Origin of the sequence: Microbacterium sp. SLBN-154, from assembly GCF_006715565.1 — a bacterium.
Lineage (GTDB): Bacteria > Actinomycetota > Actinomycetes > Actinomycetales > Microbacteriaceae > Microbacterium.
In genome coordinates this window covers 541,867-566,903 of sequence record NZ_VFNL01000001.1, presented here as the reverse complement: position 1 = coordinate 566,903, position 25,037 = coordinate 541,867, and the positions used below count along the sequence as shown (strand labels likewise).

Sequence of the window (25,037 nt, the reverse complement as noted above, 5' to 3'; positions counted from 1 at the left end):
ACGGAAGGATGTCGATCATGAGAGCCTACGTACGCTGAAGTACCAAAACGAACCCCCGCCCGATGCGATCGAGCGGGGGTTTCGTCGTTTCACGACGGGGTCAGGAGAGGCGGCGCATCTCCGTTTGAATCTGCTCTTCGCTCGGACCCGCGTTCGCGGGGCCGAACGCACGGATGCCGGTGAATGCGACACCGACGGCGATGCCGGCGATCGGCCAGATGGGCCAGAAACCGCCCATCCCCGTGGCCAACCAGATCACGACGAACATCGCCGAGAGGACGACCCACGTGATGAGGGCCGACCAGAAGTGCTGCTTCGCCTTGAGCCGCTGGACGGCTCGCGTCCTGAGATCGCCCTGGCCCGTCATGGCTAGATCATAGGGGCCGTCGTGTGCGCGGCGTGGGGCGGATTCGCGCTGCCGCGCGGGCTCATTCGTCGTATATGTACGTCCGGCCCGTCGGACGCGTACATCTCCGACGGATGAACTCCCCACGGGACAGACGGATGACCGCGTGTCGAGGTCACCGCACCATTCGCGCGTCGGTGATCAGCGGGGCATGGGGATCGATCTGCTCGACGCCGTCGAAGCGGAACCCGTTGCGCTCGTAGAAAGCGACCGCGCGGGGGTTCTCCTTCGCGACCCAGAGCATCGCCGGCCCCTCACCGACGGTCTCATCGAGCAACGTCTGCCCCGCGCCCGTTCCGTGATGGTCAGCGAGGACGTAGATCGCGTAGAGGAGCCGGTCGCGTGGCGGTGGCTCGGCGTCCCGCCCTTCGCCAGGCCCCAGCCAGGCGAACCCGATGATGTCACCGTCGATCTCGGCGACGCGGATCGTCATGTCGTCCCGTGGCTCAGCGAGAAGGTGTCTCCAGAGCCGCTGCCGACCGGCTACGTACGACGGGGAGAAGAAGTCTGCGGGGAGCAGGTGCGAGTAGGTCTCTCGCCAGGCTGCGACGTGTACCTCGGCTATCGCTGCCGCGTCGGCCGGTCGTGGCGCTCGAATCATCGCTCTCATGCGTCCAGCGTGTCAGGGGGTTCGTCGGCTGATCAATCACTCGTCGCGCGCCGAAACCGCTTCCCGCTGATGCCTCAGGCGCCGGCGAGTGCTCTACCGAGTGCGTGACCTGAGCCCCACGCCGTGCGGACAGCGGCCCGATCGCCCCAGGCATCGCCACAGGCGGACAGCCCCGGAGTGCGGGAGAACGGCTCACCGGTCGTTCCCACGGGGCGGGCGAACGTCCAGCGGTGGGCGAACGTCGCGGCGGGTTCGGCGACGATCCGCAGCAGCCGCCGCACGGCGTCGAGCACGGGCGGGATCGCCGTTGCGGGATCGTGGAGGTGCCGGCGGGCGCGCTCGGCCGTCGTGTGCACGACGAGCACGGGCGCGGCGTCGCCTCGACGGTCACCGTCGTCGGCGACGAACGACACGTCCGGGTCGGCCTCGACGAAGGCACCGTGCAGATCGACAGGCCATTGCCGGCTGTCCCATCGCAGCGCCACGGCGATGACGGGCTCCCACGCGAGCTCACCGCCGGGAGCGGCCTCGAAAAGGCGCGCAGCCTGCGGGCCCGGCATGGCGAGTACGACCTCGCCGGCCTCATCATCGTCGATGCGGTGCGGCTCGACGCGCTCGACGGTGTGTTCGACGCGCACATCGAGGCCGTCCGCGAGATCGACAGCGAGCGATCGCAGCCCTCGCGGCGCAGCCCAGCGCGTCGGCCCCTTCTTGCGGCTCTGTTCACCGTCGGCGTCGATGACGGCGAAGGTATCGGTCCAGGGGCGGGCGAGGCCGCGATCTGCCCATCCGCGGACCACGCTATCGAAATCCGAATCATCCGAGACGAAGTACGAGGCGCCGAGATCGACCGGGCGCCCCCAGAGCGTTCGGCTCGAGAGACGCCCACCGACGCGGAGGCCGCGGTCGAGAACGCGGACCGACAGGCCGCGGGCCGTGACTGCTCGGGCGCACGCGAGCCCGGAAATTCCGCCGCCGACCACCGTCACGTCCACTGTCATACGTCGATCCTGGCGTGTCCGAGCGACTCGTCGGGCCGCAGCTCAAGAGTCGGCGGCCCGCTGTGGATGCGCGCGCAGTTATCCACAGGTCTCGCGACGAACGTCCTTGCTGAGAGGTTCCGACTCGATAGCCAGGAGTGGATGCGACGATGTGTCCATGACCGCTGCCGCGACCTCGCCGCGATCGACCAGTCGGTGGGCGACCCGCGCGCTCCAGCCGCTGATCCTCATGGCGATCATGTGGGCCATCACGGCATTGGACGCGGTCCTGCCCGGAAGCTGGGTTCGGGTTTTCGGCATCGAGTCGTGGGCTCTCGACGGCCTCGACGGCATCCTGCTCGCCCACGGCCTGCACTCCGGTTGGCCGCACTTGATCGCCAACACGATCCCGTTCCTCGTCCTCGGGGTGCTCGTCGCACTCGACGGCATCGGCCGGTTCTGGGCTGTGACCGCCATCGTCGGGGTGATCGCTGGTGTAGGGACGTGGATCTTGAATGCACCCGGCACCATCACCGTGGGCGCGTCCGGGATGGTCTTCGGCTACTTCGGCTACCTGGTGGTCCGGGCATTCGTGGCAAGGTCGTTGGGCCACGGCATCCTCTACGCGCTCATCGCCCTGACAGTCGTCGCCATCTACGGCGGCAGCATGCTGGCCGGGATCTTCCGCGCCGGGGACGGCATCTCCTGGCAGGCGCACCTGTTCGGCGCGATCGGGGGAGCGATCGCGGCGCTCGCCCTTCGCCGGGTGCGCACCGGCGCAGCGTCGCGATCCGCGGAGCCTCACTCCCGCATCAGGTGACGTGCCGCTGAGGGCACCGTCAGCCTCGCGGCCGGAGGACTCTCAAGTCCCGTGACTCGCACGGGTGTTCAGCCGACGGGATGACACACCCCCGCTGTCCTACATCCCCACAGCCATGTCGGTGAAGCGGGAGAAGTGCCCCTGGAACGCCACGACCACGGTGTCGGTCGGGCCGTTACGGTGCTTCGCCACGATGAGGTCGGCCTCGCCGGCGCGTGGGCTGTCGCGCTCGTACGCCGCCTCACGGTGGAGCAGGACGACCATGTCGGCATCCTGCTCGATCGATCCCGACTCGCGGAGGTCGGACAGGGCCGGCTTCTTGTCGGCGCGCTGCTCAGGACCACGGTTCAGCTGCGACAGCGCGATCACCGGCACCTGCAGCTCCTTCGCGAGCAGCTTCAGCGCGCGGGAGAACTCCGAGACCTCCTGCTGACGCGACTCTACGCGCTTGCCGCTCGTCATGAGCTGCAGGTAGTCGATGATGACCATCTTCAGACCCACCCGCTGCTTGAGGCGGCGGCACTTCGCGCGGATCTCGACCAGGGTCATGTTGGGGCTGTCGTCGATGTAGAGGGGCGCGTCGTTGATGCGCCCGCGGGTGGAGGCGATCGTCGTCCAGTCGCGTGAGTCGAGCGTGCCCTTGCGCATGTTCTGCAGCGGCACCGCCGCCTCCGCGCTCATGAGGCGCATCGCGATCTCGCTCCGGCCCATCTCGAGGGAGAAGACGATGGTCGGCATGTTGTTCTTGATCGCGGCCGCGCGGGCGAAATCCAGAGCCAGCGTTGAGTTGTGCGTCGGGATCATCGACTCCCCGGCGAGATACAGGTGGTCGTCGTTGTCGACCTGCACGCAGCGCACGGGGACGCTCGGAATGGGCCGGACCGCCGTGACATAGCGGCGACCCGTTCTCGTCACATCGACGGGACGCTCCTGCTCGTGGAGGACGCGCTTGCGCTCGAGCCAGAACACGTCGTCCGTCGTCGAGAAGTTCAGGATGTAACAGGTGGACGACTCCGCCGATCGCCCGTTCACGCGCTTGGTCGTGCGTCCGCAGCGGTAACCGAGACTGACGATCAACTCGTAGACGGAGTCGGCCAGCTTCTTGTTCGTCACGGCGAACTGGCACGAGCCGACGCCCCGCACGACCGTGCCGTCGGTGTCGAGAAGCCCCGCAAGCAGTTCGCGGCGCTGCGCCTCGGACGCTCGCAGGTACGCGAGCGGCACGTGCTTGTCACCGAGCACGCCCGCTTTTCGCAGGAGGGCCGTGAACGAGCCGTGGTCGCGATGGCAGGCGGCGCAGCGCTGCGCCTCCCCCGAGAAAGGCTGACCGCAGTCTGGGCAGGATAGGCGCTCGGGGTGGGCGCCCTTGTTCTTCGGTCCACAGGTGCGCCCGCACGTGCGGACGTGTGGGTGGCGCGCTCGGAAGCCGGCGCCGCAGATCTCGCAGACCCGCGTCAGCTCCTCCCGTTCGAGAAGCTGAACGGAGTAGAGCATGCCGCCTCGCGCCTCGACCCGAAGTCCGCTGCGGCGGATGAAACCGGGAATCTCGTCGGTCTCGCTTGTGATGCGATTGCCGGCGGTGTGACCGTCGCCCAGCCACGCGCCGAGGGCGTACGGCGCCACCGGAAGGTCAGCATGAGGAGCCTGAAGCGGTCGACCATTGCGCACGGAGTGATTCGCCCGCTTCTCGGCACCCACCGTCAGCGTTGCCGCCATCTTCTCGGTCGTGACGACGCTGGCGGTCGCACGACCACCGCGACGCGCGGCGCGAGTCTCCGTCACCCACTGGTGCTCGGCATCGGCGATGATGCGCGACCCGTCAGAGAACTCGACCTCGTAGCAGGGCCGGTCGGTCATGACCTCGGTGGCCGCGACGACCTTCGTCGGCTGTCCGTCGGCATCGAACAGTTCGTCCCCGACCTTGACCTCGCCCATGGTGGTCCAACCCGTGGGTGTCGGAAGCGGCGTGTCCAGGGCCAGTGCCTTGCCCATAGCCGGCCTCGCCGCCACGACGATCATCTGTCCGGGGTGCAGACCGTTCGTAAGCTGGTCGAGCCCCGAGAACCCGGTCGGGATGCCGGTCATCTGCCCGTCACGGCCGCGCGCGGCCTCGATCTCGTCCACCGCGGCGTCGACCGCGACGGTCAAGGGAACGTAATCCTCGGTCTCCTGCCCGCTGTTGACGGAGTAAATCTCGGCCTGGGCGTTGTTGACGAGCTCGATCGCGTCACCCTCGCCCTTGTAGCCCATCTGCACGATGCGCGTCCCGGCCTCGACGAGGCGGCGCAGCAGCGCCCGCTCGGCGACGATCGAGGCGTAGTAGCCCGCGTTCGCCGCGGTCGGCACGATCGAGGTGAGGGTGTGGAGGTAGTCCGCCCCACCCGCTCGCTGCAGGTCGCCGGTCTTGATCAGCTCGTCGGTGACCGCGATGACGTCGGTCGGCTCGCCGTGCGAGTACAGAGACAGGATCGCCTCATAGATGATCTCGTGCTTCGGGATGTAGAAGTCGGCGCCCCGCAGCGTCTCGATGACGTCCGCGACAGCGTCCTTCGACAGCAGCATCCCGCCGAGCGTGCTCTGCTCGGCCGCCATGTCGTGCGGCGGCGTCCGCTCCGGGTCGCGACGGCCGCCCATGCGTTCATCAGAGATGTCTGCGATCGACATAGGCGATGTGTTCTCCCTGTTGTTCGTGCGCGCGCGGAAGCGACGACCCGTCACGCCGGCCCCGGGCCCCGAGGTTCCCGCCGCGTCCGCGTCGACGCTGTGCGTGCGGCTCGTCTTGAGCTCCACTCACGGTAAGGAGGGGGTCGGACACTCGCAAGACGACCTGTGGATAACTCTGTGCATAGTTTGCGCGAAACGCCGTCTGGCCTGTGAACAACGGTTGTGGACAACTCTGGGAATGGTCGCCGCCTGAGTGGCAATTAATCCCTTTGATCAGGTTTTTCTTCGCTCACACGATGTGGATAACGATGTGCTTGAAGTACTCGTTGAAGGTTTGCCGACTTGACAAACAGATGTGGACAACCCGCGAGGTCAGCCGACGGTCATTCGGATGCTGCGGCACCGCGAGGATGGAAGGGTGACGTATCAGATTCTCGAGGTTCCCGTGGACGACCCGCGCGCCGCGGCACTGCGCGCTGCACTCGACGAGGACCTCGAACGACGCTACGGACCCCTGAACCGGGATGAGCCGGCACACATCAAGGCAGCACGGATCGAGGCGCTGCGCGTCGCGCCGGAGGAGATCGTGTCGACCTGGATCGCGGTCACCGATGATGCGCCCGTCGGGCACGTCATGCTTCGGCGCCTGGGATCCGAGTGGGAGCTGAAGCGCCTCGTCGTGACGTCGACAGCCCGTGGCCGCGGAATCGGGCGCGCCCTCACGGAACGGGTCATCGCACGCGCACGAGAAGACGGTGCGCCACGTGTCATCCTCCAGACCGGTGCCCCTCAGCCCGAGTCCATCGCGCTCTACACGAGCCTCGGATTCACCCCGACTCCGGTCTACGAGCCGTACCGCGCCACCATGCCGAACTCGCTGTGCTTCGAGCTGCGGCTTGCGGCAGGGCCTCTTGACAGCCTCATAGCCCAGTCATAGGGTCGGGAGTCCAGGCACCCCAGATCCGCGCGATGTCGCGCGGAGCGAGTCATTCGCGTGCGGAGGTGAAGGATGGACAGGGCATTTCCCGGTCGTAGCCCACGACCCCTGCGGCTTGTGCTGGCGGGTGTGGGCGTCGCGATCGGCTGGATGCTTCTGTCCTTCGTGCTCGGACTGTCGTCCTCGAGCGCCCTCGCCGACGAATCGCAGGACTCCGGGGGTCTGCTGGGTGCGGTGGGCGCGGTCGCCGAGGGTGGCGCGGAGACCGTCGGCGCGGTCGCCGAGCCCGTCACCGATACCGCAGCGACAGTGGTGGAGGGCGGCACCGACACCGTCGAGAAGGTCGCCGCGCCGGTCGCTGACGCCGCGACAACCGTGGTCGACGGCGGCACCGACACCGTCGAGGAAGTCGCCGCACCGGTCACCGGCACCGCAGTACCCGTGGTCGACGACGCGACGGACGCCGTCGGGGAAGTGACGAAGCCCGCCACCGCGCCCGTCAGTGAGATCGTCGGTGCGGGTGCGTCTGTCGTCGATGACGCTTCCGGCGCGCTGACGGGAACCGTGGGAACCGTTGCCGAAGACGTGACGAAGACGGCGGGGGATCTCGCAGCCGCCGCGCCCCTGCAGCCTGTCGTCCGCCCGGTGGCCGAGGTCGCGGCATCCGCCGTCGACGCCGTCGGGGAGCTGACGGCGTCCGTCGGCGAGCAGCGTCCGGTGTCGCACGTGGTCGAGGTGGTGACGGACGTCGTCGAGCAGACGCCCGTCGTCGGCAAGGTGGCCGAGGCCGCCGGCATCCCCGACGCCGTCGAGCAGATCGGCGGATCGATCGACGACGGTGTCGAGTCGGTCGGCGAAACCGTCGGCGATTCGGGACACATCCTCGCTCCTGCGGGCCCCGTGCCCGCCGCACCTGCCGTCCGGCCCCCGGCGGCAGGTGAGGGGCCTGGCTCCCCTGCCGCCACGCCTCCCTCACATGCGATCGACACTTCTCTGGTCAACGTCGTCGCCGCCGGAACCTCGGAAGCGGATGCCGCTGTGACGGCCTCGTTCGCGGCATCCGGTGTTCTTCAGCTCGCCCACCGCCTGAGCGACGGGACTCGGCCGTCCGCCGCGGGCGGGTCGACTTCCGCGTCGCCCGTCGTGGGCGACGGCGCCACCGCCAGCCCCGACCTCACCGCGAAGCGCGGTGGACTCTTCGACTCACCCGGGGGAGTTCTCCCCGGCGATGCCACTGCCGCCGGGTCTGGCGGCGCCAGCCTCGGCACCTGGGGGCTGATCGCCTTCGGACCGCTCTTCGCATACCGTGCCTGGATGCGACGAGCCGGTCCTGAGGACGATCGCCTTCCCGGGGCGCCGATCTTCGAGACAGACGCTTCTCCCGACTGATGGACTCTGCGCCGCCCTGCGGCGGCACGAGAGTCACCGCGTTCGCGCGACATCCATCAGTTCTAGGGAGAAACTTCCATGCACACGTTCGTCAAGCGTGCCCTCTGGGGCGCGGTCATTGCCGGCGGCCTCACGCTGTTCGGCGCAACGGTCGCCACGGCGGCCGAAACCACGGGGGAGGACGGCCTCCTCTCCGGTACCCAAGCCGTCGTCGATCTGAACGCACCGGTCTCGGTCGTCGGCAACGCGGTCTCCGTCATCGGTGACAGCGAATCGACGTCGGAATCCTCGACGGCTCAGCCGCCCGGGGCCTCATCGGCATCGCAGCCGGTGGCGACCACCGACGGCTCCGACGCGATCGGGTCGGGCTCGCAAGCCCTGCTCGACGTCGAAGCCCCCGTCACCGTCACCGGCAACGCGGTCTCGGTGTTGGGCGACAGCTCGTCCGACTCGTCGACGATGACGTCCGCCCCGGCTTCCGCGCCCGTTTCGGCGGAGACCTCCGGCGAGGACAGCATCCTCGGCGGAACGCAGGGGATCGTGTCGGTCGACGCTCCGATCACTGTCTCGGGCAACGCCGTATCGGTCGTCGGCGACAGCGACAGCTCGTCCACGACGCAGACCGGCGCGAACGGCGGGAACGGCGACGGCGGGATCACCGGCGAGACCTCCGGCGAGGACAGCATCCTCGGCGGAACCCAGGTCATCGCCCCGATCACCGCACCCGTCACCGTGGCCGGCAACGCCATCTCCGGCATCGGCGACAGCACCAGCTCGTCCACGACGCAGACCGACGGGACCGGCGGGAACGGCGACAGCGGCGGGGGGATCACCGGCGAGACCTCCGGCGAGGACAGCATCCTCGGCGGAACCCAGGTCATCGCCCCGATCACCGCACCCGTCACCGTGGCCGGCAACGCCATCTCCGGCATCGGCGACAGCACCAGCTCGTCGACGACGCAGACCGGCGCGAACGGCGGGAACGGCGACAGCGGCGGGGGGATCACCGGCGTGACCTCCGGCGAGGACAGCATCCTCGGCGGCACCCAGGTCATCGCCCCGATCACCGCACCCGTCACCGTGGCCGGCAATGCCATCTCCGGCATCGGCGACAGCACCAGCTCGTCAACGACGCAGACCGGCGCGAACGGCAGCGGCGGGGGGATGACCGGAGTGACCTCCGGCGAGGACAGCCTCCTCGGCGGCACCCAGATCCTCGCCCCGATGTCACTGCCGATCACCATCGGCGGCAACGCCGTCTCGGTCATCGGCGACAGCGAAAGCGGCTCGACCACGGTCGTTCCTGGCACCCCCGGTACGCCGGGAACTCCTGGCAGCCCGGGTACGCCTGGTAACCCGGGTACGCCGGGAACTCCGGGCGAGCCCGGTACGCCGGGAACTCCGGGCGAGCCCGGTACGCCGGGAACGCCTGGCACCCCGGGTACGCCTGGCACCCCGGGTACGCCTGGCACCCCCGGCACGCCCGGCCAGCCCGGCACACCCGGAACCCCCGGCACGCCCGGCACCCCCGGCCAGCCCGGCACCCCCGGCACGCCCGGCACCCCCGGCCAGCCCGGCACCCCGGGTACTCCCGGCCAGCCCGGTCAGCCGGGTACCCCCGGCACCCCTGGTAGCCCGGGAACGCCTGGGGCGACCGGTGCATCCGCTGTTCCGTCACTCGCCGCCGAGCGCGTGATGGCAGGCGCAGCGACCGCCACCGCACCCCTCGCCGCCACCGGCGGCACGACGACAGGTCCGGCGGCGCTGCTGCTGGCGCTCGGACTCATCGTCCTGGGCGCGGGCCTGCGGAAGGTGCGTAACCGTACGGCGTGAATCACACGGTCACGGACGCGCGTCGCGAGGGATGCGCGTCCGTGTCGTCACGCCGCTACGACGGATGCCGCGGGGCGACAGCCCCTGGGGAAGGGCTGCTCCGCGGCATCCGGCTCTTTCGTCGAGTGGGGTCGCTCACCGAGCCACCCGGTCCGCGCCGAGCGGCTGTCACCCGCACGGTGGCTCGTCGCAATCGCGGCGGCTCGCGAGACCCGGGAACGACGGATGCCGCGGGGCCGCCCTCTCGGGAGAGGGCCGCTCCGCGGCATCCGGAACCGCGTGAGGTGTCGGCGCGTTACTTCGCGGCGACGACCTGCAGGGTGATGACGGCGGTGAGGTCGTCACGGAGGCGAACGGTCGCCTCGTGCTCGCCCACGGCCTTGATCGGCGAGGTGATGTGGATGGTGCGCTTGTCCAGCTCACCGAGGCCGGCGGCCTTGACCGCGTCGGCCACGTCACCGGTCTTGACCGAACCGAACAGACGCCCCTCGGCGCCGGCCTTGACGGTCAGCTTGACGGTGTTGGACTCGAGACGGTTCTTCAGCGCCACGGCTTCTTCGTGGTCGTGGAAGGCGCGGGCCTCGCGGGCGGCGCGAATCGACGCCACCTGCTTCTCGCCACCGCGGGTCCACTGCACGGCGAAGCCCTGCGGGATGAGGTAGTTACGGGCGTACCCGTCCTTGACATCGACGACGTCACCGGCCGAGCCGAGGCCGGCAACCTCGTTCGTGAGAATCAGCTTCGACATGGGTGCTCCTTAGCGGCCAGCGCCGGAGTAGGGGAGGAGCGCCATTTCGCGGGCGTTCTTGATCGCGCGGGCGATCAGACGCTGCTCCTGCACCGAGACACCGGTGATACGACGGGCGCGGATCTTGCCGCGCTCCGAGATGAACTTGCGAAGCGTGGCGACGTCCTTATAGTCAATGACGCCAACGCGGATCGCCTTCGCGGGAGCGGCGTTCTTCGCGCCCTTCCGCGGCTTGCGGCGGTCGCCGCTCGACTTTCCAGCCATGGTTTTCCTTTACGTTTCTTGAGATCTCTTAGAAGGGCGTGTCGTCGCCGTAGGCGGCGGACCCGGGGGTGCTCCAGGCGTCGGCGCCGCCGGCGTTCGACGAGCCGGGGGTCGCCCACGGCTCATCCGCCACCTGCGCCTGCTGACGGCCTCCGCCGCCACCTCCGCCACCACCGCTCGATGCGCGCGTGACCTGGGCCGTCGCATAACGCAGCGACGGACCGATCTCGTCGACCTCGAGCTCGATGGAGGTGCGGTTGTTGCCCTCGCGGTCCTGGTAGTTGCGCTGCTTCAGGCGACCGGTCGCGATGACACGGGAGCCCTTCGTCAGCGAACCGGCGACATGCTCGGCGAACTCCCGCCACACGCTCGCGCGGAGGAACAGCGCGTCGCCGTCCTTCCACTCGTTCGCCTGACGGTCGAAGGTACGCGGCGTCGATGCGATCGTGAAGTTCGCGACGGGCAGGCCGTTCTGCGTGTAGCGCAGTTCGGGATCTGCCGTGAGGTTGCCCACGACGGTGATGATCGTTTCGCCGGCCATCGTCGTTACGCCTTCGCTTCAGCCGACTCGCGGCGCGGGGCCCGGGCGGGAGCGGCAGCCTTGCGGGCGGCCTTCTCGTCGGCGCGCTTCTTCTCGGCGGCGACCATGGCCTGTGCCTCTTCGGCGCGCAGGACCTTGGTGCGCATGATGCTCTCGTTGAGCTTCAGCTGACGGTCGAGCTCCTGAGCGGCCTCGCTGGTCGAGGTGAAGTTCACGACGGCGTAGATGCCCTCGGTCTTCTTCTGGATCTCGTAGGCGAGACGGCGGCGACCCCAGATGTCGACGTTGTCGATCGAGCCATCAGCGTTGGTGATGACCTTCAAGAACTTGTCGAGGTTCGGGGCGACCTGGCGCTCGTCGATCTCAGGGTTCAGGATGACCATGAGCTCGTACTGGTGCGTGTGCGTCACTTACCCACCTCCTTCGGACTAGAACGGCTGCCGGGCATTTCCCGGTAGCAGGAGGGTGTGTGCACGTCGTCACGGGCTCACAGGCGCACAGGCCCAGCCGGACAACCCTCCCATGCTACCGGATGCCCCGTCCCGGCGCGATTCCGCGGGTCAGCCGAGGGCGCGGGCGATCGCGCGGATCTCATCCGGGCCGACGCGGCAGCACCCTCCGATGCCGCTCGCGCCGGCGTCGCGCCACGCCGCGGCATCGTCGGCCCGTGCGCGGCCGGCGCCTGACCACCGCCGCTCGTCCGCCCGCCACGCCTCTCCGCTGTTGGGGTACACCAGCAGCGGAGCATCCGTCGCCGCACGCAGCACTCCGAGGGCATCCGCGGCACCGCGCGGGTCGCAGCAGTTGAGTCCCACGGCGACGAGCCGGGGGAGGGATGCCGCGATCCCGGCCGCCTGCGCGAGTGACTCGCCGGTGCGCAGCGTGCCGTCATCGGCAATCGTGAGGCTCACCCATGCCGGCACGTCGAGGTCGGCGAGCTCGGCGCAGATCGCCTCGACCTCGATGAGCGACGGGATCGTCTCGACCGCCAGCACATCGGCGCCGGCTGCGGCGAGCGCCGCAAGGCGCGGGCGATGCCAGGCCCGGAGCTCGCCCACCGTCATCCCGTACTCGCCGGTGTACTCGCTGCCGTCGGCGCGGGCGGCCCCGTACGGTCCGACCGACGCGGCGACCCAGGCCTCGCCGGGCTCGAGTCCCGACGAGGTGCGCGCCTCACGGGCGATCTCGACGCTGCGGGTCAGGAGCGCATCGACCTCGGTCCGGTCCAACCCGACGGCGGCGAGTCCCTCGTAGCTGACCTGGTACGACCCCGAGATCGCCACCCGCGCACCGGCGGCGAAGTACGCCTCATGTGCGCGGCGCACCGCGTCCGGGTCGTCGCGCAGCAGGCGGGCGGTCCACAGGTGCGACGTCAGGTCGTGACCGTGCGCCTCGAGGAGGGTGCCGAGCCCGCCGTCGAGCACGACGGTGCCCCGCATCAGAGCCTCGGCGAGTGTCGGCACGGCGACAGTGTAGGTCGCTCGGGTGTCGTGAAGTCGGGGATATCGACATGTGACACCCACGAAGCGAAGCCGGCCGGGCTAGCGTGAACGGATGGAATGGACCGGGGACGTCGCCGCGGGCGACTGGTTGCGCGACCGGCTCGACGCGGACGGTCCCTCATGGGGCGCGACCATGCACGCCTGGGCGCCGCGCGGGTACGAGGCCTACGCACGCGTCTTCCACCCTGCCGACCGCGATCGCCCCGTCGGACGCCCCTGGCCGCCGCTCCCCTACGATCGCCACCACCGCGAGTGGGCGGCCTTCCAGGCCGATGCGCCCCAGATCGACGTCGAACGGGTGAGCTGGGCCGCCACCGCCGACGCCTTCGGCACCACCATGCATCCGCGGGCCCAGTGGCAGAGCATCGTCGGACCCCGCGAGGTCGAGAACGAGGACGGACCGAGGGATGCCGCGGGCTGGCGCTACTCCGACCCGCAGGCGGGCGAGCTGCCGAGCGATCTCGTCGCCGCCGTGACCCAGACGCTGCTCGCGCACACCATCACCCCGGCCGACGGGTTCGTCGCCCTCTGGGAGGGATGGGGTGGGCTCGTCGGACACCTCGGATATGGTCCGTCGCGCGTGCTCCTCACCGCCGCCGCCGGCGACCCGACCACCGATCGGCATGCGAACTTCCTCGCGACATCTGCTCGCGACCGCTTCAACGACGTGTTCCGGAAACCCTCGTGGCAGCCGGGCATCCTCGACGACGAGGTGTCGCGAGGACCACGGCTGCGCCTGCCGAACCGCGACCACGTGCTCTTCCGCACCGACCTCGCCCTGCTCGCCGACCCGGAGTGGCCGTGGCAGGTGCCGTGGCGCGACACCGCCCTGGAGGCGCCCGGCGGCGCGGCATCCGCTCTGTCGCCGAGTCTGGTGTGGCCGGCCGATCGCGCCTGGGTCTTCGCGACCGACGTGGACGCCGATTCCACGGTGATCGGGGGCTCTGCTGCGGCGATCCGCGCCGTGTGCACCGACACTCGCCTCGAGGCGTGGGCCATCGACGAGGGCGCGAACCTGTCGTGGGGTGGCGACGAGGTGAACGCATGACCGCGCCGGGGGAAGGCGGGATGCGGACGGCCTACCCGTTCGACGCCAACCCGCTCGTGCAGCCGGTCGACGGCCATGCGGTACGCGAGTTCACGCGCCGGCTGCGCGCCGAAGGGCGCATCGCGAGCGTGTTCGCATCGCCTCAGGCGATCGTCGGCCTCGTCGTCGGCGGCATCGCCGCGCTCATCATCGGGTCGAGCGCCCTCAGCATCTTCGTCGGCGTCTTCGCCGCGCTGGCGCAGAGCGGCAGTGGCGCGTTCAGCCTGGTCGCCATCGTGCCCGTGCTGTTCTTCGCCGGCGTCATCGCGCTCGCGACGGTGTTGACCGTCAGGTCGCTGCGCGGCGGAAGCGAACGCCGGTACCGCCTCGATTGGTTCGCCCGGGCGAACGGCATGACCTACGTGCCGCAGTTCGGCTCGCCGGGCCTGCCCGGCATGATCTTCTCGCAGGGGCGGTCGCGCCAGTCGACCGACCTCGTGCGCGGGGAACGGCCACGATTCGTGGAGTTCGCGAACTACCGCTACGTCACCGGTTCGGGCAAGAACCAGACCACCCACAAGTGGGGGTACGTGGCAGTGAAGCTCGACGTACCGCTGCCGCACATCGTGCTCGACGCCACCGGCAACAACGGGCTGTTCGGCTCGAATCTGCCGCTCACCTTCGACAAAGACCAGCGTCTCGGACTCGAGGGCGACTTCGACCGCTACTTCTCGCTGTACTGCCCGACCGGCTACGAGCGCGACGCCCTCTACCTCTTCACCCCCGACATCATGGCGCGCTTCATCGACAACGCCGCGGCCCTCGACGTCGAGATCGTCGATGACTGGCTCTTCCTCTACGCCAAGCGCGACTTCTCCACCCTCGACCCCGCCACGTGGGCCTGGCTGTTCTCCGTCGTCGGCGCCCTGCTCGACAAACTCGCCCAGTGGGCGCGCTGGCGCGACGAGAGACTCGGCGACGCGGCCGCGCATGCCGCCCACGCTGCGGCCGCGGCATCCGCTCTTCCCCCGTCCGGATCGTCGGCACCCGCCGCGACCGCCGTCCCGTTCGCGGTGCCGCCGGCGGCGCTGCGTCCTCCGCCCGGGGTCGCCGCCCCCGGGCGGCGCCTGAAGCGCGGGGTGCCGTGGGTCGCGATCATCGTCTTCGGCGTGATCGGGCTGTTCTGGCTCATCGGTCAGACGGGATTCCTCGGCCTGTTCTTCCGCTGACCCGCGGGTGTCCACCTTCTCCCGTTCTCGGGTGCACTCAGCGGGAGAAGGGGTGGTGGGGAGTCCCGCGACGGCGGAGAGTGGGGGTGAAGAGACCACCTCGAGCAAGGAGGCGCCATGAAGGCCGTGCAGTATCGCGAGATCGGAAGGGGGCCGGAGGTCGTCGAGATCGACGTTCCCGAGCCGGGGCCCGGCGAGATCCGGCTGAAGGTGACGGCGGCCGGGCTCTGCCACTCCGACTGGTTCCTCATGGATCTGCCCGAGGAGCAGTACATCTACGGCCTTCCGCTCACGCTCGGTCACGAGGGCGCCGGCATCGTCGACAAGCTCGGCGACGGTGTCTCGGGAGTCGAGGTCGGCGGCGCGTACGCGGTGTACGGCCCCTGGGGATGCGGCCTCTGCCACGCCTGCGCGCAGGGCGCGGAGAACTACTGCCCGAACGCCGCCGACCTCGGCATCGCCCCTCCCGGGCTCGGGGCCCCCGGCGCCATGGCCGAGTACATGATCGTCGACGACCCGCGTCACCTGGTGCCGCTCGGCGATCTCGATCCGGTCGAGTTCGTGTCGCTGACGGATGCCGGCCTGACGCCGTACCACGCGATCCGAGCCGCACAGCACAAGCTCTACCCGGGCGCCACGGCGGTGGTGATCGGGGCAGGCGGTCTCGGGCACGTGGGCATCCAGATCCTCCGTGCGATCTCGGCCGCTCGCGTCATCGCCGTCGACCTCAACGACGACAAGCTCGCCCTGGCCGCCGAGGTCGGCGCGCACGAGACGCTGGTGTCGGGGCCGGACACGGCGGTGCGCATCCGCGAGCTGACCGGCGGACGCGGAGCGGAGGCGGTCTTCGACTTCGTCGGTGCGCAGCCGACGCTGGACATGTCGCGTGAGGTCGTCGCGATCGACGGGTACATCCACATCGTCGGGATCGGCGGCGGGGTGCTCCCCACGGGGTTCTTCTCCACACCGTTCGGCGCGGCCGTCCGGGCGCCGTACTGGGGAACACGGTCGGAGCTGCAGGAGGTGTTCGACCTCGCCCGGGTCGGCGAGGTCTCGGTGCACGTCGAGCGCTACGGCATCGACGACGCTGTCGCGGCGTATCGGAAGCTGCACGAGGGCACGGTGCGAGGGCGCGCGGTCGTCGTTCCGAGCTGAACCCGGGCGCAGCGGCAGATCGGCGCTGCGGGCGACCGCGGGGATGGCGGACAACGCCGTGGGAGGGATGCCGCGGCGCGGCGAGTCGGCCCCGACCCCCGTGGTTGCGACCGACCCGAGAAGTCGCATGCTCCCGGAGCGGCCGGCCGAGGCCGGGGTTAGGGTATTGCGGTGCAGATTCGTGTGACGCCCGCGGGGCGTGAGGAGGTCGCCGGCGCTCTGTGCGCCGAGCGGAGGTAGTCGTGCGCGCCGCGAAGCGGCGCCGACGCCTCTTCTTCGCGGGCGGTCTGCCCGCGGCATCCGATTCCGCTCGCTCCGAGCGAGCCGCACACGAAAGCCGTGACTATGCACGCACTCACCGAGAAGGACATCCGCGCGTCCTTCGTCAACGCCTCGCAGCGCGAACGCGCCGCCGTCGTCATGCCCGATCTCGCGGGGATCGACTGGGCCGAACGCGACTTCCTCGGCTGGCGTCCGCCGAAGACGCCGCTTGCCGCCTACGCGGTGATCCCCGTCGACGACGACCTCATCGGGATCGTCCTCCGCCAGACCGAACAGCGCACGCTCGCTCGCACCCAGTGTGCATGGTGCGAGGACGTGACCCTTCCGAACGAGGTCGTGCTCTTCAGCGCGAAGCGCGCCGGGCGCGCGGGGCGCAACGGCAACACAGTTGGAACGCTCGTCTGCGAACACTTCGAGTGCTCGCAGAACGTCCGCCGGCTGCCGCCGCCCGCCTATCTCGGCTTCGACGTCGAGGCGGCCCGGGCGCGCCGGATGGAGGCGCTGCGCCTGCGCATCACCGACTTCGCGCGCGACCTCCGCGACAACACCTGACGCCCATCCGCTCGCCGAGAGTGCACCTGGGCGCCGAGAGCGCGGGGTTCACCCGCATTCTCGGCGCGCCGAGGCACTCTCGCGGGATGAGACCGGCGAGGGCGGGGCTCGGTGGGGCGATCACGCCGACGGGGCGAGACCGAACGCCTCCAGTTCGGCGTCGACGAGCATGCGGGAGCGGATGATGAAGCGGTTGCCTGTCGGCCCCTCGACGCTGAAGCCCGCGCCGCGGCCGGGCACCACGTCGATGGTGAGGTGGGTGTACTTCCAGTACTCGAACTGCGCCTCGGAGATGTAGACCTCGATCGGTTCGTCGAGCCCTACCTCGAGCGAGCCCAGGTGCACGTCGCCGGGACCGATCAGGAACATGCCGACCGGGTAACACATCGGTGCGCTGCCGTCGCAGCATCCCCCCGACTGATGGAACATCAGCGGGCCGTGCTGCGCGGTGAGGGTGCGCAGCAGGCTCGCCGCCGCGTCGGTGACAGCCACGCGGCTGTGGGGCGCATCTTCCATGTCGATCCTCCGTCTCGGTGCTGAGGGGCGTGTTCCAGATGTGGCGGCGAAATCAGACACCGGGCCGCAGCATCCTCCGGGGGACGGATGCCGCGGCCCGGCCGGTCGACTCAGAAGAAGCCCATCGCGCCTTCGGCGTACGACACCAGCAGGTTCTTCGTCTGCTGATAGTGATCGAGCATCTTCAGGTGGTTCTCGCGACCGATGCCCGACTGCTTGTACCCGCCGAACGCCGCGTGGGCGGGGTACTGGTGGTAGGTGTTCGTCCAGACGCGACCGGCTTCGATCGCGCGGCCCGCCCGGTAGGCAGTGTCGCCCGAACGGCTCCACACCCCGGCGCCCAGGCCGTAGAGGGTGTCGTTGGCGATCGAGATGGCATCGTCGAAGTCGTCGAACGAGGTGACCGAGACCACGGGCCCGAAGATCTCCTCCTGGAAGATCCGCATGTCGTTCGTCCCCTCGAACACCGTCGGGGCGACGTAGTAGCCCTCGGACAGGTCGCCTCCGAGGTCGACGCGCTCGCCGCCGGTGAGCAGCTTCGCGCCGCCGGCCTTCCCGATGTCGATGTACGACAGGATTTTCTCGAGCTGGTCGTTCGACGCCTGCGCGCCGATCATCGTCGCCGGGTCGAGCGGGTTCCCCTGCACGATCTTCGAGACGCGCTCGAGGCCGTCGCCGAGGAAGCGGTCGTAGATCGAGCGCTGGATCAGCGCCCGCGACGGACACGTGCAGACCTCGCCCTGGTTGAGCGCGAAGAATGTGAAGCCCTCGAGGGCCTTGTCGTAGTAGGCATCGTCCGTGGAACGCGCCACGTCCTCGAAGAAGACGTTGGCGCTCTTGCCCCCGAGTTCGAGCGTGACCGGGATGAGGTTCTGCGACGCGTACTGCATGATGAGGCGCCCGGTGGTGGTCTCACCCGTGAAGGCGACCTTCCGGATGCGCTTGTGCTGCGCGAGCGGCGCACCCGCCTCGATGCCGAAGCCGTTGACGATGTTGACCACCCCGGCGGGCAGCAGGTCGCCGATGATCTCGAAGAGGAACAGCAGCGATGCCGGGGTCTGCTCGGCCGGCTTCAGCACGACGCAGTTGCCCGCGGCGAGGGCCGGCGCGAGCTTCCACGTCGCCATGAGGATCGGGAAGTTCCAGGGGATGATCTGCCCGACCACACCGAGCGGCTCGTGGAAGTGGTACGCGACAGTGTCTTCATCGAGCTGACTGAGCGAGCCCTCCTGAGCGCGCAGCACCCCGGCGAAGTAGCGGAAGTGGTCGACGGCGAGCGGGATGTCGGCGGCGAGCGTCTCGCGGACGGGCTTGCCGTTCTCCCACGTCTCGGCGACGGCGATCTTCTCGAGGTTCTCCTCGATGCGGTCGGCGATCTTGTTGAGGATCACCGCGCGCTCGGCCGGCGTCGTCCGCTTCCAGCCCTCGAACGCCCGCCACGCGACATCCACCGCCCGGTCGATGTCTTCGGAGGTGCCGCGCCCCACCTCGCAGAAGGGCTTGCCGTTGACGGGTGAGATGTTCTCGAAGTACTGGCCCTTGATCGGCTCGACGAACTCGCCGCCGATGTAGTGGCCGTACCGGGGTCGATAAGCGGCCAGAGCGCCGCGCTGGCCGGGGGCGGCGTAGATGCTCGACACGCCTTCTTCGACGATGGTCATGGATGTCTCCTTCGACAGGTTCGCGACAGGTCGTCGTCGCGTGCCCCGACGCTAGGTCAGCGGAGGTTGCATCCGGTTGCGAGGTCACTCCTCGAGCTGCGCGACCCGAGCGACGAGGGCCGCCCGTTTCGGCGAGCGCGGCGGCAGCATAGAAAGGCACAGGCGCAGCACCTCGACGTCGTCGGCACCCGCAGCGGTGTCGGCGTAAGCGAGGAGGACCTCGACGGACGCCTCGGCGAGCAGCGCTTCGCGCAGGGTCGAGGCGACCGTGTCGCGGAACTCCTCCACCCCCGGCGCGATCGAATCGGGCAGCACCTCGCCTCGATACGCCGACAGGGCCACCCGGTGGGCGCCGCGGTCGAGCAGCGACAGAAGGTGGTGCGCGTCGGTCTCGACGGCCGTCGTCAGACGGTACGGACGTGACACGGGGACGAGGTCGGGCGAGATCTTCTCCAGCATCTTGCGCAGCCGCACCATCTCGGCGCGAAGCGTGACGACAGATTCGGCATCGCCGTAGACGAGCTCGCTCAGGCGCTCGGCCGAGAGGCCCTGCCGGTGGATGGCGAGGAGCAGCAGCAACTCGGCGTGACGGCCGCTCACTTCGACGACGGTCTCGCTGTCACCGGCGCCGACCTCCAAGAGCGCCCGGTCGCGTCCGAGCACGCGCAGGGTGGCCCGGATGGGTGTCGGGCCGGCGGTGCGCGACCGCGGGCGCGGGCGCGGGGAGGGGGACGGATGCGACGGCGCCGCCCGCTCGCGCAGCCGCGTGATGAGCAACTCCCCCTCGATGGCTCGAGCCGCGGCATCCACCAGCAACTGCGCCTGCGGTGTTGCGGCCTCGGGTCCGCCGGTGACGTCGATCACCCCGAGGAGGCGCCGCGTCTCGGGGTCGTGCACCGGGGCGGCCGTGCACGACCACGGCTGAACGAGGCGGTTGAAATGCTCGGCGCCGTGGATCTGCACCGATCGGTCGAGGGCGAGGGCGGTACCGGGCGCGGAGGTGCCCACCGCATCCTCCGACCAGTTCGCGCCCGCGACGAATCCCATGTCCCCCGTGAGCGTCCGGATGCGGTGATCGCCGTCGACCCAGATGAGCCGGCCCGCGGCGTCGCCGACGGCGACGATGACGCCCGACTCGGCCGCGCCGCCGGGGAGCAGCAGCCCGCGCACCATGTCGATCACCGACCCGAGCGGATGACTGCGCCGGTACTGCTCGAGCGCATCCGCGTCGAGGTCGAGTGGCGGAAGATCTTCGACGCCGACGAGACCCTGCAGCGAACGGCGCCACGACTCGCGCACGAGTGGGCGCACATCGTCGAGTCGGCGGTCAGCGGCGTTGCCCGCGAGCAGTTCTTCGTGGGCGCGCTCGATCAGAAGCCGCGTGGTCTCGGGCGAGACTTCGCGGCGCGACGACCACGACGATATCACGCCGGCTCCGTTCGTCAGCGAGCGGTTGCCGCCAGTGTACGTCCGCCCGTCGCCGCGACGGGCGGCTGAGCTCGCCCTTGCTCCGCGAGAGTGCATGTGCGCGCCGAGGATGCGGGGTTTTCCCGCATCCTCGGCGCCCGGATGCACTCTCGCGGTCTCGGAGAGCTGCCCGAGTGCGGGGGGTCGGGCGTCAGCGGGGGGCGGCGATGAGATTCAACCGGGCCCAGTCACCCAGCTGAGCGAGCACCGGCACGAGTTCACGCCCCGCATCGGTCAGCCGGTAGACGACGGTGACGGGCGGACCGGCGTTCACCTCGCGAAGGACCAGGCCCGCGTCTGACAACTCACTGAGTCGATCTGACAGCACGGCATCGCTGATCCCCGTGACAGTCCGCCGGAGCACGACGAATGACATCTCGCCGCCACCGAGGGCGTCGATGATCATTCCGTTCCAGCGCTTGCCGAGGATCGAGAACGCCAACGTGACGGCAGCGTCGCACTGATGCGCTTCCGTCGCCTGTTCGTCCACCCGGCCATTGTACGCGTGCTACGCTCACCGGAGTCGCTCTTTTTTTCTTAGCGACTCACCATTTCCCAGTGAGGTAGGAACAGCATGTCATTCTTCCGCTTGGACGCCAGCGTCTTCCCCGCCCGGTCCGCCAGCCGCGAGCTCGCAGACCTCGTCGAAGCCGAGTGGGTGACCGCTCATCCGAACTCGGTTGTCACCCGCCGTGACATCGCCGCCGACCCCGTCCCCGCCACCGCGTGGGTCGACGCTGTGACGGGCGGGATGACGCCCGAGGGCGACCGGTCGCCCGGACAGCGCGAGGCGCTCGACCTCGCCCGAACGTTCGCCGATGAGCTGATCGGCGCCGACGCGCTGCTGTTCGCCGTGCCGCTGTACAACTACGGGGTCTCGCAGCACTTCAAGGCGTGGTTCGACGTCGCGTACACCGACCCGCGCATCGACCCGCAGGGAACCGCGCTGAACGGCAAGCCTGCGACCCTGGTCACCGTTCTCGGCGGCAACTACGCGCCGGGGACACCGAAGGAGGGCTGGGACCACTCGACCGGGTGGCTGCGCCGCGTACTGCAGGATGTCTGGGGCCTCGACCTCCGAGTGGTGCAGCGTCCGTTCACCCTCGTGGGTGTGAATCCGGCACTCGATGCCTTCGTCGACACCGCCGCCGAACTGCGCGTGCAGGCAGAGGAGGGCGCGCGCCGCTCGGGTCGCGAGATCGCCGAGGCGCACCGCTCGCGCGTCGCCTGACGCTCCGGTCGACCCCACCGACCCGCGAGAGTGCATCTGCGCGCCGAAGGCGCGGGGTTCACCCGGATTCTCGGCGCGCAGATGCACTCTCAGGGTCAAGCGGCGCCGCGGCGCAGCCGCGCGGCGACACTCAGGCCGACCGGGCCGCCCACCAGGCGCGGAGGCGCCGCTCGGCCTCCTCCTCGCCGAGCACACCTTCGTCGAGGCGCAGGTCGAGGAGGAACCGGTACGCCTCGCCGACCTCTCGGCCGGGGCGGATGCCGAGCACCTCCTGGATACGATTGCCGTCGAGCTCAGGGCGCACCGCGTCGATCTCCTCCTGCTCGCGGAGGGCGGCGATGCGGTTCTCGATGTCGTCGTACGCCGAGGCGAGCCGCGCCGCCTTGCGGCGATTGCGGGTGGTGACGTCGGCCCGGGTGAGGATGTGCAGCCGCTCGAGCTCGGCGCCGGCGTCGCGCACGTATCGCCGCACGGCCGAATCCGTCCATGCGCCTTCGGCGTAGCCGAAGAAGCGCAGGTGCAGCTCGATCAGCCGGGTCACCGAGGCGATGGTGTCGCTGTCGAACCGCAGCGCCTGGAGGCGCTTGCGCGCCATGCGCGCACCCTTGACGTCGTGGTGGTGGAACGTCACCCCACCGCCGGGCTCGAGCCGCCGCGTCGCGGGCTTGCCGATGTCATGCAGCAGGGCCGCCAGGCGCAGCGGCACGTCGGGCGCGGCCTCCGGGAAGCGCTGTTCTTCGAGCTGGATCGTCTGACGCAGCACCGTCAACGAGTGCTCGTAGACGTCCTTGTGGTGATGGTGCTCATCGATCTCGAGGCGCAGCGCGGGCACCTCGGGAAGGAAGAGGTCGATCAGCCCGGTCTCGACGAGAAGTCGGATGCCGCGCGCCGGGTCATCGGTCTGCAGCAGCTTCACCAGCTCGCCCTGGATCCGCTCGGGACTCACGATCGAAAGGGTGTCGCGCAATTCGGCCATCGCCGCCACCGTGTCGGCGTCGACGTCGAACTCCAGCTGCGACGCGAATCGGGCGGCCCGCAGCATCCGGAGCGGGTCATCGCCGAAACTCACCCGCGGGTCGCCGGGAGTGCGCAGCCGCCGCCCGACGAGGTCTTCGACGCCGCCGGTCGGATCGACGAGGGTGCACGAGGGCACCCGCAACGCCATCGCGTTCACCGTGAAGTCGCGCCGCGCGAGGTCACCGTCGAGCGTGTCACCGAACTCGACGGTGGGCTTGCGGGTGACGCCGTCGTAGCTGTCGGCGCGGTAGGTCGTGATCTCGACGCTCTCGCCCTGCACCTTCGCGCCGATCGTGCCGAAGGCGCGCCCGATGTCCCACTGCGTGGAGCTGATCGGAGTCACGATCCGAAGGATGTCGTCGGGCGACGCATCGGTGGTGAAGTCGAGGTCGTTCGTGCGACGCCCGAGGAACGCGTCGCGCACCGGTCCCCCCACGATCGACAACTCTCGGCCGGCGGCGTCGAACGCCGCGGCGAGGGTGGACACGACCGGCGATGCGGCGAGCGCGCTCAGGCGCGCAAGGCCTTCGGCCATGTTGAGCATGGCTTCCACGATATCCGCCGACTCAGTCGGCGAACCGGAGGAAGCCGGTAAACAGCAGCTCCCGCACCCGCGGCAGCAGGTCTGCGCGCAAGGCGACCGGGTCGACCTCGAGCAGTTGGGCGATCGCGTCGACGAGCGGTCCGACAGCCAGATCGCCGTCGCTCGCGCCGACGAGGGCGGCGAGCGCGGGGTCGACGGGTACGACCCGACCGAATCCTCCCCCCTGGTGCAGCTCGATGACGGTGGGCGCTTCTTCGCCGGGGCGGTGGTGACGGGCCTCCGTCACGTCGGGCGCGACCCGGAGGACGGATGCGGCGAGCGCGGCGTCGCCGGCGGGTCCGTCGCCGAGCGACACCAGCTGTGCGTGCGCCGCGAGCGAGGCGGCGAGGTCGGCACCGGTGGCCTCGGCCGTGCCGCGGACCCGTTCGTACCGCTCGAGGGTGACCCGCCACGACGGGGGCCGGTGCAGCAGGATGTAGCCGAACCCGACCTCGGTGACCCCGCGGCGGGCGAAGTCATCGAGCCACGCCTCCATGAGACGGGCGTACTCCGGCGTTCCTGGCGCCGTCCCTCCGTCGCGGATCCACAGTTCCGCGTACGCCAAGGGGTCGAGGCGCTCGCGCTCGATCACCCAGGCGTCGAGGGCCACGGGGGCGTCGGCCACCCAGCCGCGAACCCGATCGAGACCGTCCTGACCATCGCGGTACTCCCAGTTGCCGAGCAGCTGGGCGACCCCGCCGGGAGCGAGATGCACCCCGAGCCCGGTGACCACCTCGGCGACGAGGGCATCGCCGACGCGCCCGCCGTCGCGGTACTCGTAGGCCGGCACCCCCTCGACGCGAGGGGTGATGACGAAGGGCGGGTTGGAGACGATCCGTTCGAACTGCTCGCCCGGCTCGAGGGGGTCGAAGAGGCTGCCGGCGCGAGTCTCCACCTCGGCGACGTCGTTGAGGAGCGCGTTCAGACGGGTGAAGCGGAGAGCACGCTCCGAGATGTCGGTCGCCACCACCCGTCGCACCCCGCGCCGGAGCCGCAGAGCCTGGATGCCGCAGCCGGTGCCGAGATCGAGTCCGCGCTCGCCGCCGTGGACGGAATCACCCGGCAGCTGCAACCGCGCGAGCGTCTGCGACGCGCCGCCGACTCCGAGCACATGACCCTCCGCGAGCGGACCCGCGAGGGCTGCCTCGTCGAGGTCGCTGGCGATCCACCACTCGCCCTCGCCGTGCTCGTCGACGAACGACTGGGGGCGCACGATCGCGAGCGGCTGCACCGCAGCATCCGGTTCATCCGTCGTCTTCACCAGCCCGAGTGCGACCAGCCCGTCGATACCGGTGCGGGGGACGGATGCCGCGACGCGGCCGGCCTGCTCGGTGACGCCGAGCACGAAGAGGCGCCCGAGCACGGCGAGCGGATCGGTCCGGTCACCGAGGGCTGCCACCGCGGGGCCCCGCAGACCCCGGGCGATGGCGGTGTCGGCCGTCGGTCCCCACGCCCCGCGAAGCGTCTCGGACGTGAAGCCGGCAGCCCGCAGGTCGTCGGCGAGCGACCGGCAGCGCACCGGGTCGGGCTCGGGAAGCGGCGCGACGCTCGGGCGGGATCCGCGGTGTGGCATCTGCCCATTCAAGCCGATCGTCCGATTCACCCTCGAGCCGTGCGATCAGC

At 69.9% G+C, this 25,037-nt stretch carries 24 protein-coding genes; 9 read left to right on the top strand and 15 right to left on the bottom strand.

All coding sequences use genetic code 11. The features are described from left to right. Positions 1-100 precede the first annotated feature (100 nt). From FBY40_RS02830 to FBY40_RS02820, 3 genes are all read right to left on the bottom strand, one after another. Positions 101-367, bottom strand: coding sequence for a 2TM domain-containing protein (locus FBY40_RS02830; RefSeq protein ID WP_141936237.1), 267 nt, complete (start codon positions 365-367; stop codon positions 101-103). Positions 368-521: 154 nt separating this feature from the next. Further along, positions 522-1,007 carry a GNAT family N-acetyltransferase gene (locus FBY40_RS02825; protein ID WP_327437064.1) on the bottom strand — a complete coding sequence of 162 codons (486 nt, stop codon included), beginning with the start codon at positions 1,005-1,007 and terminating at the stop codon, positions 522-524. A gap of 83 nt (positions 1,008-1,090) precedes the next feature. Continuing rightward, positions 1,091-2,017, bottom strand: coding sequence for an NAD(P)/FAD-dependent oxidoreductase (locus FBY40_RS02820; RefSeq protein ID WP_141936233.1), 927 nt, complete (start codon positions 2,015-2,017; stop codon positions 1,091-1,093). Positions 2,018-2,174: 157 nt separating this feature from the next. On the opposite strand from FBY40_RS02820, the gene FBY40_RS02815 reads away from it, so the two are divergent. Beyond that, on the top strand, positions 2,175-2,816 hold the full coding sequence (locus FBY40_RS02815) for a rhomboid family intramembrane serine protease (protein ID WP_141936231.1): 642 nt from the start codon (positions 2,175-2,177) through the stop codon (positions 2,814-2,816). Positions 2,817-2,915: 99 nt separating this feature from the next. On the opposite strand, the gene dnaB is transcribed toward FBY40_RS02815, so the two are convergent. Continuing rightward, the gene (gene dnaB / locus FBY40_RS02810; protein WP_141936229.1) at positions 2,916-5,480 is read right to left on the bottom strand and encodes a replicative DNA helicase; all 2,565 of its coding nucleotides are present in this window, start codon (positions 5,478-5,480) and stop codon (positions 2,916-2,918) included. A 418-nt stretch (positions 5,481-5,898) separates the two neighbouring features. Between dnaB and FBY40_RS02805 the strand changes: the two genes are divergently transcribed. From FBY40_RS02805 to FBY40_RS17520, 3 genes are all read left to right on the top strand, one after another. Then, entirely contained in the window at positions 5,899-6,417 is a 519-nt protein-coding gene (locus tag FBY40_RS02805; RefSeq protein ID WP_235014482.1) for a GNAT family N-acetyltransferase, read from the top strand. A gap of 72 nt (positions 6,418-6,489) precedes the next feature. Next, complete coding sequence (locus FBY40_RS02800) at positions 6,490-7,806, top strand: hypothetical protein (protein ID WP_160141334.1); 1,317 nt, start codon at positions 6,490-6,492, stop codon at positions 7,804-7,806. 78 nt (positions 7,807-7,884) lie between these two features. After that, positions 7,885-9,639, top strand: coding sequence for a chaplin family protein (locus tag FBY40_RS17520; protein WP_235014480.1), 1,755 nt, complete (start codon positions 7,885-7,887; stop codon positions 9,637-9,639). A 295-nt stretch (positions 9,640-9,934) separates the two neighbouring features. Here the strand turns inward: FBY40_RS17520 and rplI are convergent, their stop codons facing one another. From rplI to mmuM, 5 genes are all read right to left on the bottom strand, one after another. Next, entirely contained in the window at positions 9,935-10,387 is a 453-nt protein-coding gene (rplI, locus tag FBY40_RS02780) for a 50S ribosomal protein L9 (protein ID WP_124291976.1), read from the bottom strand. Between the two features lie 9 nt (positions 10,388-10,396). Next, positions 10,397-10,651 (bottom strand): 30S ribosomal protein S18, encoded by a 255-nt coding sequence (rpsR, locus tag FBY40_RS02775; RefSeq protein WP_124291977.1) that lies wholly within the window; start codon positions 10,649-10,651, stop codon positions 10,397-10,399. A gap of 28 nt (positions 10,652-10,679) precedes the next feature. Then, on the bottom strand, positions 10,680-11,192 hold the full coding sequence (locus FBY40_RS02770) for a single-stranded DNA-binding protein (protein ID WP_141936222.1): 513 nt from the start codon (positions 11,190-11,192) through the stop codon (positions 10,680-10,682). A 5-nt stretch (positions 11,193-11,197) separates the two neighbouring features. Further along, positions 11,198-11,575 carry a 30S ribosomal protein S6 gene (gene rpsF, locus FBY40_RS02765; protein ID WP_235015035.1) on the bottom strand — a complete coding sequence of 126 codons (378 nt, stop codon included), beginning with the start codon at positions 11,573-11,575 and terminating at the stop codon, positions 11,198-11,200. A gap of 177 nt (positions 11,576-11,752) precedes the next feature. Beyond that, a complete protein-coding gene (gene mmuM / locus FBY40_RS02760) occupies positions 11,753-12,655 on the bottom strand; it encodes a homocysteine S-methyltransferase (RefSeq protein WP_327437028.1) in 903 nt (300 codons plus the stop codon). A 91-nt stretch (positions 12,656-12,746) separates the two neighbouring features. Between mmuM and FBY40_RS02755 the strand changes: the two genes are divergently transcribed. The 4 genes from FBY40_RS02755 to FBY40_RS02740 all read left to right on the top strand — a co-directional run bounded on the left by FBY40_RS02755 (position 12,747) and on the right by FBY40_RS02740 (position 16,939). Continuing rightward, the gene (locus tag FBY40_RS02755; protein ID WP_141936220.1) at positions 12,747-13,742 is read left to right on the top strand and encodes a hypothetical protein; all 996 of its coding nucleotides are present in this window, start codon (positions 12,747-12,749) and stop codon (positions 13,740-13,742) included. Continuing rightward, the gene (locus FBY40_RS02750) at positions 13,739-14,950 is read left to right on the top strand and encodes a hypothetical protein (protein ID WP_235014478.1); all 1,212 of its coding nucleotides are present in this window, start codon (positions 13,739-13,741) and stop codon (positions 14,948-14,950) included. The genes FBY40_RS02755 and FBY40_RS02750 overlap by 4 nt, the downstream gene beginning before the upstream one ends. Before the next feature lie 117 nt (positions 14,951-15,067). Further along, a complete protein-coding gene (locus FBY40_RS02745; protein ID WP_141936218.1) occupies positions 15,068-16,105 on the top strand; it encodes an NAD(P)-dependent alcohol dehydrogenase in 1,038 nt (345 codons plus the stop codon). A gap of 345 nt (positions 16,106-16,450) precedes the next feature. Beyond that, positions 16,451-16,939 (top strand): FBP domain-containing protein, encoded by a 489-nt coding sequence (locus tag FBY40_RS02740; RefSeq protein WP_141939976.1) that lies wholly within the window; start codon positions 16,451-16,453, stop codon positions 16,937-16,939. A 120-nt stretch (positions 16,940-17,059) separates the two neighbouring features. On the opposite strand, the gene FBY40_RS02735 is transcribed toward FBY40_RS02740, so the two are convergent. The 4 genes from FBY40_RS02735 to FBY40_RS02720 form a co-directional block, all read right to left on the bottom strand. Further along, the gene (locus FBY40_RS02735; protein WP_141936216.1) at positions 17,060-17,455 is read right to left on the bottom strand and encodes a DUF779 domain-containing protein; all 396 of its coding nucleotides are present in this window, start codon (positions 17,453-17,455) and stop codon (positions 17,060-17,062) included. A gap of 110 nt (positions 17,456-17,565) precedes the next feature. After that, positions 17,566-19,116: an acetaldehyde dehydrogenase ExaC gene (exaC, locus tag FBY40_RS02730; RefSeq protein WP_141936214.1), complete on the bottom strand. Its 1,551-nt coding sequence runs from the start codon at positions 19,114-19,116 to the stop codon at positions 17,566-17,568. Positions 19,117-19,200: 84 nt separating this feature from the next. Continuing rightward, positions 19,201-20,544 (bottom strand): helix-turn-helix domain-containing protein, encoded by a 1,344-nt coding sequence (locus FBY40_RS02725; protein ID WP_141936213.1) that lies wholly within the window; start codon positions 20,542-20,544, stop codon positions 19,201-19,203. Positions 20,545-20,734: 190 nt separating this feature from the next. Continuing rightward, the gene (locus FBY40_RS02720; RefSeq protein WP_235014476.1) at positions 20,735-21,073 is read right to left on the bottom strand and encodes a winged helix-turn-helix transcriptional regulator; all 339 of its coding nucleotides are present in this window, start codon (positions 21,071-21,073) and stop codon (positions 20,735-20,737) included. A gap of 84 nt (positions 21,074-21,157) precedes the next feature. Here FBY40_RS02720 and FBY40_RS02715 point away from each other — a divergent pair, with 84 nt between their 5' ends. Next, positions 21,158-21,814: an FMN-dependent NADH-azoreductase gene (locus FBY40_RS02715; protein WP_141936211.1), complete on the top strand. Its 657-nt coding sequence runs from the start codon at positions 21,158-21,160 to the stop codon at positions 21,812-21,814. A 130-nt stretch (positions 21,815-21,944) separates the two neighbouring features. Here the strand turns inward: FBY40_RS02715 and FBY40_RS02710 are convergent, their stop codons facing one another. Both FBY40_RS02710 and FBY40_RS02705 read right to left on the bottom strand, forming a co-directional pair. Further along, entirely contained in the window at positions 21,945-23,375 is a 1,431-nt protein-coding gene (locus FBY40_RS02710; protein ID WP_141936209.1) for a CCA tRNA nucleotidyltransferase, read from the bottom strand. A 22-nt stretch (positions 23,376-23,397) separates the two neighbouring features. Then, entirely contained in the window at positions 23,398-24,987 is a 1,590-nt protein-coding gene (locus FBY40_RS02705) for a DUF7059 domain-containing protein (RefSeq protein ID WP_141936207.1), read from the bottom strand. Between the last annotated feature and the right edge of the window lie 50 nt (positions 24,988-25,037).

Coding starts and splice junctions, on each gene's coding strand:
- FBY40_RS02830 (WP_141936237.1), bottom strand. CDS start 367: ATGACGGGCCAGGGCGATCTCAGGACGCGAGCCGTCCAGCGGCTCAAG.
- FBY40_RS02825 (WP_327437064.1), bottom strand. CDS start 1,007: ATGATTCGAGCGCCACGACCGGCCGACGCGGCAGCGATAGCCGAGGTA.
- FBY40_RS02820 (WP_141936233.1), bottom strand. CDS start 2,017: ATGACAGTGGACGTGACGGTGGTCGGCGGCGGAATTTCCGGGCTCGCG.
- FBY40_RS02815 (WP_141936231.1), top strand. CDS start 2,175: ATGACCGCTGCCGCGACCTCGCCGCGATCGACCAGTCGGTGGGCGACC.
- dnaB (WP_141936229.1), bottom strand. CDS start 5,480: ATGTCGATCGCAGACATCTCTGATGAACGCATGGGCGGCCGTCGCGAC.
- FBY40_RS02800 (WP_160141334.1), top strand. CDS start 6,490: ATGGACAGGGCATTTCCCGGTCGTAGCCCACGACCCCTGCGGCTTGTG.
- FBY40_RS17520 (WP_235014480.1), top strand. CDS start 7,885: ATGCACACGTTCGTCAAGCGTGCCCTCTGGGGCGCGGTCATTGCCGGC.
- rplI (WP_124291976.1), bottom strand. CDS start 10,387: ATGTCGAAGCTGATTCTCACGAACGAGGTTGCCGGCCTCGGCTCGGCC.
- rpsR (WP_124291977.1), bottom strand. CDS start 10,651: ATGGCTGGAAAGTCGAGCGGCGACCGCCGCAAGCCGCGGAAGGGCGCG.
- FBY40_RS02770 (WP_141936222.1), bottom strand. CDS start 11,192: ATGGCCGGCGAAACGATCATCACCGTCGTGGGCAACCTCACGGCAGAT.
- rpsF (WP_235015035.1), bottom strand. CDS start 11,575: ATGGTCATCCTGAACCCTGAGATCGACGAGCGCCAGGTCGCCCCGAAC.
- FBY40_RS02755 (WP_141936220.1), top strand. CDS start 12,747: ATGGAATGGACCGGGGACGTCGCCGCGGGCGACTGGTTGCGCGACCGG.
- FBY40_RS02750 (WP_235014478.1), top strand. CDS start 13,739: ATGACCGCGCCGGGGGAAGGCGGGATGCGGACGGCCTACCCGTTCGAC.
- FBY40_RS02745 (WP_141936218.1), top strand. CDS start 15,068: ATGAAGGCCGTGCAGTATCGCGAGATCGGAAGGGGGCCGGAGGTCGTC.
- FBY40_RS02740 (WP_141939976.1), top strand. CDS start 16,451: ATGCACGCACTCACCGAGAAGGACATCCGCGCGTCCTTCGTCAACGCC.
- FBY40_RS02735 (WP_141936216.1), bottom strand. CDS start 17,455: ATGGAAGATGCGCCCCACAGCCGCGTGGCTGTCACCGACGCGGCGGCG.
- exaC (WP_141936214.1), bottom strand. CDS start 19,116: ATGACCATCGTCGAAGAAGGCGTGTCGAGCATCTACGCCGCCCCCGGC.
- FBY40_RS02715 (WP_141936211.1), top strand. CDS start 21,158: ATGTCATTCTTCCGCTTGGACGCCAGCGTCTTCCCCGCCCGGTCCGCC.
- FBY40_RS02710 (WP_141936209.1), bottom strand. CDS start 23,375: ATGCTCAACATGGCCGAAGGCCTTGCGCGCCTGAGCGCGCTCGCCGCA.
- FBY40_RS02705 (WP_141936207.1), bottom strand. CDS start 24,987: ATGCCACACCGCGGATCCCGCCCGAGCGTCGCGCCGCTTCCCGAGCCC.